The 6,843-nt window shown below is 68.3% G+C and carries 2 protein-coding genes and 1 pseudogene; all 3 read right to left on the bottom strand.

The window, feature by feature from the left end:
• Window positions 1–258 precede the first annotated feature (258 nt).
• Window positions 259–2,874: a protein kinase domain-containing protein gene (locus FJV41_RS54890; protein WP_141649188.1), complete on the bottom strand. Its 2,616-nt coding sequence runs from the start codon at window positions 2,872–2,874 to the stop codon at window positions 259–261.
• Between the two features lie 80 nt (window positions 2,875–2,954).
• Window positions 2,955–5,420 (bottom strand): serine/threonine-protein kinase, encoded by a 2,466-nt coding sequence (locus tag FJV41_RS54885; RefSeq protein WP_141649187.1) that lies wholly within the window; start codon window positions 5,418–5,420, stop codon window positions 2,955–2,957.
• Between the two features lie 46 nt (window positions 5,421–5,466).
• A pseudogene (locus tag FJV41_RS47185) lies at window positions 5,467–6,843 on the bottom strand (type IV pilus biogenesis/stability protein PilW); the annotation flags it as partial.

Genomic DNA, 6,843 nt, shown 5'->3' with positions numbered 1-6,843 from the left:
CCGTCCCATGCCGACCACCATCTCATCGAGGTAGGCGCTCAGCGCCTCATCCAGCTTGCGCAGCTGTGCCGGTGTCATCCCGACCGTAGATCATGACCGCCACCTCGATTCAAGTGACCGGGTAGTACTAACCACCTGCGCGTGACAACGCAACTACGACCTGCTCACACAGGATGGAGCGCGGGGGGCAGACCGCGCCAGACCCTGGGGGACTGGCGCTCTTCCAGCATCTTCGCGTCCACGGCGCAGGCTGCGGCCCTACGGCTCGGAAGGTGAGCCCTGCATGGACTCGTACTCCTCCAGCACGCGCAGCACCTTGCTCGCCTGGGCATGAGATGACGGGGCCAGGTCGAGGAAGAGGCGGTAGTGCTTCGCGCCCTCCTCCTTGCGACCGAGCCTCGCCGCCACCGAGCCCAGGAACAGGTGGCACTCGAAGTTCTCCGGCTCCATCGCGACGCACTCGCGCGCCCGGGTTCTCGCGGACTCGAACTGCTTCGACTTGAACAGGGCCTTGGCCTGTTCGAGCGCCAGCTCGCCTCGACTCGCTTCCGGCGACTCCTCCGGCTCCACCACGATTTCCTGCTGCTTGCCGGATGTCGCCGGCTTGCTCGTGGTCGTACGCGTCCCCGTCGACACATGTCCCCCAGGGCGCGCTCCCGCATCCTCGTGCCCGATGTTGGCGGACTCGACCTCGACCTCGACGTTTTCGGCCTCGGCACGCTCGGCGGCCGCGGCGGCGCGCTCCGCGGTGGCGCGGGCCGTCTCGATGCGGACCGACACCGCGCCCTGGTTGTCCGTCGGGTCATCGTCGATGAAGCCGCAGTACAACCCATGGACGCCGCTGAGCTTCACGTCCTCGCCCCGCGACAGGAGGAAGCGCTGCGCCCGGGCCGGAGGCGTGCTCGGACCATCACGCTCCACCGACACCTGCTGCACGCACGCCACCGTCACCACCGGCCCTTGATCTCTTCCTCGCGTGAAGGCCCCACCCTCCACCGGCTCCAGCAACAGCGTGTACACCTCCATGGGGTCCAGGCCGTCCACGAAGAGGCTCCTGCTCAGGTCCGTGGTCATCCACTCCAGATGGATGGTGTGGCGGCGCTCCTCGTTCGTCCGCGTGTTCGTCACCGTGACGATGCGCTCGGGCAGGTCATCCTGGGGCGTGGGCGCGCCCACCGTGAAGATCATCACCGCCGATGCGCCCCGGAACGGCTCCGGCTTGCGCGTCACGAGGCCCACCGCCGCGTCCGCCGCGACGTTCTTCCCCGATAGCAGGAAGAAGATGCTCGGCATGGGCTTGCCGCGATCCGCCGGGGACAAGACCCCCGACTCGGAGATGCGATAGGTCACCTCCGGGTTCAGCGTCCCCAGCGCCGCACGCCCGGACGAGACGCCGAACAGGTGCCGCCGTGCATCCAGCCGGAAGGACTCCATGGGCATGTGCACTGTGTCCATCGCCTCGGGCGGCTTGCCCGCGGCCACCTGAGCGGGCTGCTGCCGCGGAGGTGCATCCGTTGGCCTGCGGGCATCCGCGTCCTTGAGCGGAGGCGTGGGCAGCGGCGGCCGGGCCGGCCCGCTCGACGAGGGCTTCGGCGGGACCCAGTCCGACTTGAGCTTGTCGAACGCCGACCACATGAACCCCGCGAGCACCAGCAGGCCCGCGGCCACCACGACGTGGTGCGTGGAGATGCGGAAGCCGTTCTCGAAGAAGCCTCCCCGGTCCGGAGAGTTGCCGTCCTCATCCTCGTCTTCGCTGTCCAGCCCCTCCCCTCCATCCGGCAGCTCTCCTGGATGGCTCTCGATGGTCTGCGGCTCCGTGCGCAGCTCCGGCGCGGAGATCTCCGTCGGCTTGGGCAGGAGGCTGTTGGTGGCACGCCAGACGGACAGCTCCTCCACGAACGAGGGCGGAACCTTGGTGTCCTTGCCCATCTCCGTCAGGTCGGGGCGGAATAGCTCCCGCAGGAGATAGGCCGCCGACATCGCGGAGAAGCGCGGCGCGGCCTTGAAGAGAAACCCCGCCAGCGCATCCCCGAAGGCATGCGCGGACTCGAAGCGGTCCTCCTTCTTCACCGCGAGCGCCTTCTGGAGGATGGCCTCCAGTCGCACCGGCAGGTCCGGTTTGATGTCGCGCGGACGCGGCAATGGCTGGCGCGTGTGCAGCTTGTGCATCACCACGTACTCCGGCCCCTCCAACGGGAGCCGGCCACACACCATCTCGAAGAGCACCACGGCCGTGGCCCAGACGTCCGTGCGCGCATCCACGTCCTCGCCCCGCGCCTGCTCCGGGGAGAAGAAGAGGTACTTGCCCTTCACGACGCCCGGCGCGGTGTCGAAGCTGCGCAGCGAGCGCGCCTTGGCGATGCCGAAGTCGACGATCTTGACCTGGCCCTCGTAGCTGACGAGGACGTTGTCGGGGGAGATGTCCCGGTGGACGATGTTCAGCGGCTCACCCTTGTCGTCCGCGCGCGTGTGCGCGTAGTGCAGCCCGCGGCACATCTCCAGGGCGATGTACGTGGCGATGGGCACCGGAAGGCTGGCGAAGTTGGAGCGCAGCACCCGCTTCATGATGCGGTTGAGCGGCTGCCCGTCCACGTACTCCATGGCCAGGAAGTACTCGCCATCCACCTGCCCGAAGTCGAAGACCTGCGCGATGGCCCCATGCGACAGCGTGGCGGAGATGCGCGCCTCGCTGATGAACATGGAGACGAACGCCTCGTCGTTGGCGAACTCCGGCAACACCTTTTTGATGAGGACTGGCTTGGTGACGCCCGCGGCCCCCAGAAGCTGCGCCCGCCACGTCTCCGCCATCCCTCCCCGGCCAATTCGGGATTGGAGTTCGTACCGGCCAAACTGTTCGTGCTGCTCATTCGCCATTGGGGCGTAGGGTATCGCGAGGGATTCCGATCAAAAAGGGTCGTCAGTGAATGCGGGTCTCAATGTCAGGATTCCCGCCGCTAGGGGGTGGACGCGGGTCGGGTCTGCCCATGGCCCGAGAGGAGTTCCTTCACGGTGGCGGCCTTGGGGTGGCTCGGGTAGCGCCGGAGGAAGGTCCGATAGCGCTCGAGGGCGCCGTCCATCCGGCCGAGCCGCGCCTGCATGACCCCCGAGAGGACCAGGCAGTCCGGCTGCTCCGGGACGGTGGAGAGGCAATCCTCGGCCAGCAGGAAGGCATCGTAGAACTGTCCGGCACGCGCCAGCCGCTGCCCTTGTGTGGCCAGCCTCGTGGCCTCCCCCACGCGGGCATCCTCCACCGGGGGAGCCTTGGGGCGCTTGGGGTCCCACGGCGAGATGCGCACCTCGGCCTCGCCTTCGTTGTCGAAGACGGCATCGTCGATGAAGCCGCAGCGCAGGCCCTGGATGCCGCGGACCCTCACCTCGCGCCACTCCGGCAGGAGGAACTGCAGCGGCTGCTCGGCATACCCGTCGACCTTCCGGACGGGCTCGAGGGTGGAGGGGAGCTCGGACCACTCGATGCAGGCCACCTGGCTCATCGGCGCGTAGGCCCTTCCTCTCAGGAAGACACCCTCCCCGACCGGATTCAGCGACAGGGTATAGGTCTGCCGGGCATCCAGGCCTCGAATCAGAAGCCCCTTGCTGGCGGAGACGCGCATGGGCTCGGGGTGGAAGGTGAAGCGCTGCTCGACGGCCGCATCCTCTTGCTTGAGGTACACCGACTGGTAGGCGAGGTCATCCTGGGTCGGCTCTCCCAGCGTGAACAGCGCGACGGCCCGGACGCCCTCTATCGAGATGGGACGGCGACCGACGACGCCCTCGCGAACCTCCGGTCTGACCGCCTCGCCCGAGAGCAGGAAGAAGACGGGAGGCTCCCGGCGCGGCGCGGGTTCCAGGACAGCCGGGTGGGCAAACCCATCCGACGGGCTCGATCCCCAGAGGCGGTAGGTGACGGTCGAATCCAGACGCGGGAAGGCGACCAGGTCCAGCGGTACGCGCAGGACATGTCGTCGGGAGTCCAGACGGAAGGCCGTCGCGGCGGGATACTCCGGGACGGGCTCGGACTCGACGGAGTCCTCGGAGCCGGTATCCGGACTGGACGCGTCCAGCGCCTCCTGCTGAGCGGCCCGCGGAGTCGAGGCATCTGGAGCGGAGCGAGACACCGTACCCCCCGCGTCGCCGGGCTCCGGGTAGTGCGCGAGCCGCGACGAATGGGAAGGGACGTCCGCTACCTCGAGTTCCCTCGCCGGCCGCAGCCAGTGAAGGGTCCCCCAGAGCGCGAGGAGTCCTGTGCCCGCGACCAGCCCCAGTCGACCCCACTTGGGGAACTTCGAGGGACCCGCGACCGAAGGCGTGCGCACGGTGGGGGCATTGTGTGCGCCGCGCCTCGGGGAAGACACCTTGGACACGGGCGCGGGCCCTGGCGTCGGTGGCCGTGCGTGGGGACGGGGCGGAGGCGCGTCCGTTCCACGCCAGGCGGCCAGTTCCTCGAGGAACGACGGCGGCACGGTCAGCTCGCGGCCCTCCTGGAGCAGGTCCGGCTTGAACAGCTCCCGGACGAGATACGCCAGGTTCATGGTCGAGAACCGAGGCGCGAACGGATAGAGGAACGAGGCCAGCGCGTCTCCAAACGCATTCGCCGACTCGTAGCGAATCGAGGCATCCACGGACAGCGCTCGCATCACAATCTCATTCAGCGCGGACGGCAGCTCCTTGCGCACCTCCCGGGGCGAGGAGAACTCCCCATGCACCATCCGAGACATCACCGCCGCCTGCGTGCCGGTGACGGGGAGCTGTCCACACAGCATCTCGTAGAGCACCAGGCCCGTTGCCCAGACATCCGTGCGGGCATCCACCTCGCGGCCTCGCGCCTGCTCGGGAGAGAAGTACAGGTACTTCCCTCTCACGACGCCGGGTTCGGTGTTGAAGTTGCGCAGCATGCGCGCCTTGGCGATGCCGAAGTCGACGATCTTGACCTGACCCTCGTAGCTGATGAGGACATTGTCCGGAGAGATGTCCCGGTGGACGATGTGCAGGGGCGCGCCCTTCTCGTCCGTGCGCGTGTGGGCGTAGTGCAGCCCCCGGCACATCTCCAAGGCGATGTACGTCGCCAGGGGAATGGGCATCTGCGGCAGGCCCGTCTTCGCCGCGCGCCTCAGGAGTCGGTGGAGCGGCTGACCATCCACCAGCTCCATGGCCAGGAAGTACTGTCCATCCATCCGTCCAAAGTCGAAGACCTGGGCGATGTTCCCGTGCGACAGCGTGGCGGAGATGCGCGCCTCGCTGATGAACATGGAGACGAACGCCTCGTCGTTGGCGAACTCCGGCAACACCTTCTTGATGAGGACTGGCTTGGTGACGCCCGCGGCGCCGACCAACCGCGCGCGCCACGTCTCCGCCATGCCTCCTCGACCCAACTGGGTGAGGAGCTCGTAGCGTCCAAGGTGCTCATGCGGATCGTGGGTCATGGGGGTAACCCGTGGCGGGCGCGCAAATCATGTCGCGGTGGCGCCGTCATTTCGGGGCCGAGGCGCCCTCGATTTCCATCAGGAGCCCCTCCACGATGTTCGCTTGTGTGTGTTCCGGATAGAGCTGGTGAAAGCGCTGGTACCGTCGCGCGCCCTCTTCCGTCCGGCCCGCGTAGCCCAGCGCCGTGCCTGACAGGAGCAGGCATTCGGGGTGGCTGGGAATCAAGGCCAGGCATTTCTCCCCCACGGCCACGGCCTCCTCGTACTTCTTCTCGCGAAGGTGTTGCTTCAGGTCCTTGAGCAGCTGCGTGACGTCCGGGGTGCGAGGCTTCTTGGCGGGCGGACGCTTGACGGCGGCCTCCGCGTCGATGCGCATCCGGAGCGCCCCCTCGTTGCCGTCGGCGCCGTCGTCGACGAAGCCACACACCAGTCCGAGGACGCCTCGCACGCGGCGCTCCTCGCCTTGTCTGAGCAGGAACTGGAGGGGCAAGGCCTCCTTGTCCCGGGAGACTCCGCGCGGCGAGGGGTTCTCTTCGGGCGGTGGCACCCATTGGGAACAGATGACCGTGGTGGCAGGGCCCGCGCCGCGACCGTGAAGGAATGCGCCCTGGGGCGTCGCCTCCAGGTTCAGCGCGTAGGTCGTCATCGGATCGAGCCCCTTGAGGACGAGTCCGCGCTTCAGCAGCAGCCCCTCCGCGTCAGGGCGGAAGACGAAGGACTTCGATGCCGCGACGCTCGCGCCGGACAGTTGGATGAGCCGCTCGGGGATCGACTCCCTGCTGCCAGGTCCGAGACGGAAGAGCGAGATCTCGCGGGCCTTCTCGATGGCTTGGGGCTCGCCCGCGAGTTCCCCCAGGCGGGCCGCCTCGGGGAGGAGCGAGGCGTCGCCGGACAGCAGGAAGAAGACCGTTGGAGGGAGGCCCTGGGACGGACTGAGGATGAAGGGCGCACCCCGGCCGGGCGAGGTCGTGTCGACGAGCACGAAGGAGCGCTCCGGGGCGAGCGGTCCAAACGCCTTGAAGGTCCGGGGGACGATGATGACGTCGCGGTCTGCCTCGAGCAGGAACTCCGTCACGGGGTACTGGACGAAGGTGGGCGGACGCAGGGTGCCGGAGTCCAGCCGGGGTCGGGCTTCGGGCGCGGGCATGGCACCGGACGTGGCCGGGCGCCGCGTGGAAAGGGCGAGCCCCACGCAGGCCGCGACGACCACGACGCCGCAGGCGATGCCCGCGATCCACTTCCAGTTTCGTTGCTGGGGGATGCTGGGGAGGAAGAGCTCCGTGGCGCTGTCGAGCAACTGGGTGGGCCGCTCCGACAGGGGAATCACGACCTCGGAGCGCCTCCGCTTGCGAGCCGGATCCTGAGGCGCGGCGTCTCGGGCCGAAGGAAGCTCCTCGGTTTGAACGGGGGGCGGCTTCGGGGG

This window comes from Myxococcus llanfairpwllgwyngyllgogerychwyrndrobwllllantysiliogogogochensis, assembly GCF_006636215.1.
Classification (GTDB): domain Bacteria; phylum Myxococcota; class Myxococcia; order Myxococcales; family Myxococcaceae; genus Myxococcus; species Myxococcus llanfairpwllgwyngyllgogerychwyrndrobwllllantysiliogogogochensis.
Note: the sequence above shows the minus strand (reverse complement) of the source record. Positions and strands in the feature narration are given on the sequence as shown.

What these genes read in the sequence shown, in the direction of transcription:
- FJV41_RS54890 (WP_141649188.1), bottom strand. Translation starts at nt 2,874, where the DNA reads ATGGCGAATGAGCAGCACGAACAGTTTGGCCGGTACGAACTCCAATCC.
- FJV41_RS54885 (WP_141649187.1), bottom strand. Translation starts at nt 5,420, where the DNA reads ATGACCCACGATCCGCATGAGCACCTTGGACGCTACGAGCTCCTCACC.